Consider the following 3,282-nt stretch of genomic DNA (forward strand, 5'->3'; position numbering starts at 1 on the left):
GGAGATACTTCTGGATGAACGCTAAAACCTCTGGGCGGATATCGTAAACAATCCGAATACGCTCAGGAATCCCGTCAAACTCATTCTCTTGCTGAAAGACAGCTTTGTGGCAACTCTCTTTGAGTTGTGGGTGCGTTGCAAGGTCGCGACCGACCGCATGAAGGAGCAGACAGGTTGTTAGCCTTTGCTGACCATCAAGTAGATCATGCTCCTCGAAGTCAGGTCCGTTGTTGCTTTTAACAAGCTTGGTTTGGAAGACGATAGATCCCAGAAAGTACTCGCTACTTGGCCGGGAGCTGAGAGCATCTGAGATGTCGTCAAGAAGGTCGGCAACCTCCTCTTTTCCCCAGACGTAGGGGCGTTGGTACTCAGGAACACAGAACCAGCGCTCGAAGACATCTTTGATGAGGAGCTTTTCTGTTTTGATATCGTTTGCCATAGTAGATCATTGTACTCAGTAACCTGGCGAAATCTATGGAGGGGCATGAGTTTAGTTCCTGAGTTGTGAGAGGTCGCTGATAGCAACACCGCCAATCCTTGTCAAACCGCGCCGAGATTTGGGTCTTCCGCACTTTTGGTGATGGCCTACTACCTGTTGATTTTTTCCATAAGAATCTTCGACCAGTAGTAGCTCAAAACGTGTTTTCACCAAAAGTGCGGAAGACCCCGAGATTTGATCCACTACGCCGCGTGAAGCGAGAGCAACCCTCCCTATCCCAAATAGCTAATTTCAGGACGTTTCGTGCCTAGAATCCCTAAGTTACGAGGGCTTTGCGCTCCCATAACGGCCCGAAGTACGCAGAGCCACCGACGCGGCGTAGTGGTGCATTTGTAAATGCGGTTTGACAATCCTGAAAAACTTTTTGAGGATCAGGAACTTTTATCCTTGTTTGTGTGTATAATACAATATATGATTCTGCTATTCTGATTTGGGCTCTCCCGATAGTTTGGTGAAAACGAGTTCCAAGCCCATTTTCCACCGGCGCTTAGGCCATGCTCCGCATCGGAAGAACCCTCGCCTGCAGAAGGGTAAAGCCAGCACGACCATACATCGAACGCTTGATCAGCTTGAGTCGGTTCACCTGACCCTCAGCTTGACCGTTGGAATAGCAAGTATCTATACCCGCTGAAACCGCAGCAAAATCCTCCGAGAGGCCACGGGCAAAACTCTTCAACTCCAATAGATCGCTGGCCAAGACTGTCTCTATCCAGGGCTGCAAATCAGTACTGCGACGCTGACGAAACAACAAGAAGAATTGCAACGACAGCGCCTGAGCCACACCAATAGCAGGGCAAAGCTCAATCAGAACTTTCAAGAACGCCGCGTTGAGGCTTGGTCGCCGCGTGTCCTTGTTCTTGGCATAGCCCAACAAAAGCCAAGCGGTCGTTCGTGGAGAGAAACGCACTGACACAGCAGCTTTCACTTTACGACCCCGTTGGTCTCGAAGTCCTTCTGGCAAGGACGCGCGCCACGAAAGCAAATAGCGCCGCAATGCCGATTGGCATCCTACATAGCCGCGCTCCTGAATCTCCCGAAAGAGCTGCGCTGCGTTATGGCAACCCGATGCCCAACGCTCTTGCAGATACTCGCTGTGGGAATCTTCCTGCCGTGGTCGCTGGCGCGGAGTAGCCCGCTCGGGAAACTCGCTCGCTCGCACAAACTGACGCACTATCCGGCGATGCATCTTCAAATTGCGGGCAATCTGATGGATGGGCACTCCTTGTCGATACCATTGCACCACTTGTTCATAGCGAGCTAATCGACGCTGACGCCGCGCCTGACTTTCAGCCTGGCTGGGGGATACAGTTCCTTCTACACCGGTGGTAGTGGCCTTGGTGGATACAGTTGGTGTGGATACGAGTCTACAGGCTTGCTGGAGAGGCCGTTGATACCTCAAGACGAGGTGCTCCAAGGCTTCAACCAGATTCTTGAGCACATGGAACCTATCAGCAACCTGCCTGGCTTGGGGAGCACCTATCTTGGCCCCATCCGCATAGGCGCTCGCTCGATCTCGGCTGACAAACTCGACTTCAGGATGAGATTTGAGCCACTGAGCCAAGGTCTGTGCCAAACGATCCGGCAACAAATCTAAGAGCTGATGCTTGTCCAAGTCCACCAGGATTGTCCCGTAGGCTCTGCCCTTACAGAAAGCCCAATCATCGACTCCGACGGCGCGGACAGGCTCTTTGCCCAGGGAGGGTGACCCTTGTTGCCGCACCCGATTGAGAAGGGTATCGGGACTGACTGAGAATCCTAGTCCCGTGGCAAGTCGTGCCCCTGCCTCTCCTCCCAGAGCATAGCCGATGAGGGCAAGTGCCCCGTCAAGGCGATGCGTTTTACAGGCATGGCGTTTTGCGAGTTGTGGTATTGGCTCTGTAAAGATGGCTTGCTTACAGTCGGTGTAGTCACAGAAGAACTTTCGACTGGTGAGCTGGATTCGCACCTGGACCTTGTTCCAGGGCATGTCGTTGAGCGTTCTTTGGTAGTGGCTATGGACGCGAGTGGCTGCACGCGAGCACTTGGGACAAGGTGCTGAGGGTGCGACGGTCGCTATCCTTAGCACGATGGCATCTTCCGTCGCGGTGATACTGTCAATGCGCAGCCCCTCGTAGAAGGGTAAGAGAATCGCGGGAGTCATGCTCTTTGATACGACTGATTCCTGGCCAGTGTCTCTCTTTTCACCAAACTATCGGGAGAACCCAAAAGAGATTGACAAAATCAATATAACGTCGTTTGAGTTTTGGGGATGACACTCTATCTCCTAAGCAGGGCTCAAGGACCTGAAGGGAAAAGAACATGAATAACAATTCCTACACCGATCAAGTGCTCTACCACTACACAAGTTTGGATGTCCTAAAAGTAATCCTCAATCGCCGTTACATATGGGCAACAGCGATTGAGGATCTAGCCGACAAAATGGAACTAGTTTATGGGAGAGATATGGTAGCAAGGCGGTTTGAACTGGAGGCAAGTCGTTCAAAAATACCTGAAAAATCTTCTAGACTTCTAAATTGTGCGGCATGTACTCGGACTCTGCCAAGTATTTCAGAGTTTATTAGGTGCAGTGGTAATGAACCTGTCAAAGAAAATGAACAATTTGAATGGTATGTTGCATGTTTCTCAGAGAATAGAGATTCATTGCGGCTTTGTTGCATAACGGGCTAACCCGTATTTTTATCAGGTAGCTACAGGCACGGTTCTGGCAATTATGAAAAGCTGTGAAACGAAACAAAACAACCAAAGAGCCTAAACCCAAAGGGAAAAAGACTTCTTACCGCACC

The 3,282-nt window shown here is 50.8% G+C and carries 2 protein-coding genes; both read right to left on the bottom strand.

Going from position 1 to position 3,282, the window contains the following annotated elements; genetic code table 11:
- Positions 1-439: DUF262 domain-containing protein (locus tag RMO15_RS31205; protein ID WP_309722528.1), on the bottom strand; the 439-nt coding region annotated here is incomplete at its 3' end.
- Positions 440-986: 547 nt separating this feature from the next.
- A complete protein-coding gene (locus tag RMO15_RS31210) occupies positions 987-2,639 on the bottom strand; it encodes an ISL3 family transposase (RefSeq protein WP_309722531.1) in 1,653 nt (550 codons plus the stop codon).
- Positions 2,640-3,282: the final 643 nt, after the last annotated feature.

Origin of the sequence: Armatimonas sp. (genome assembly GCF_031410135.1) — a bacterium.
In the GTDB taxonomy this organism is placed as follows: Bacteria; Armatimonadota; Armatimonadia; order Armatimonadales; family Armatimonadaceae; genus Armatimonas.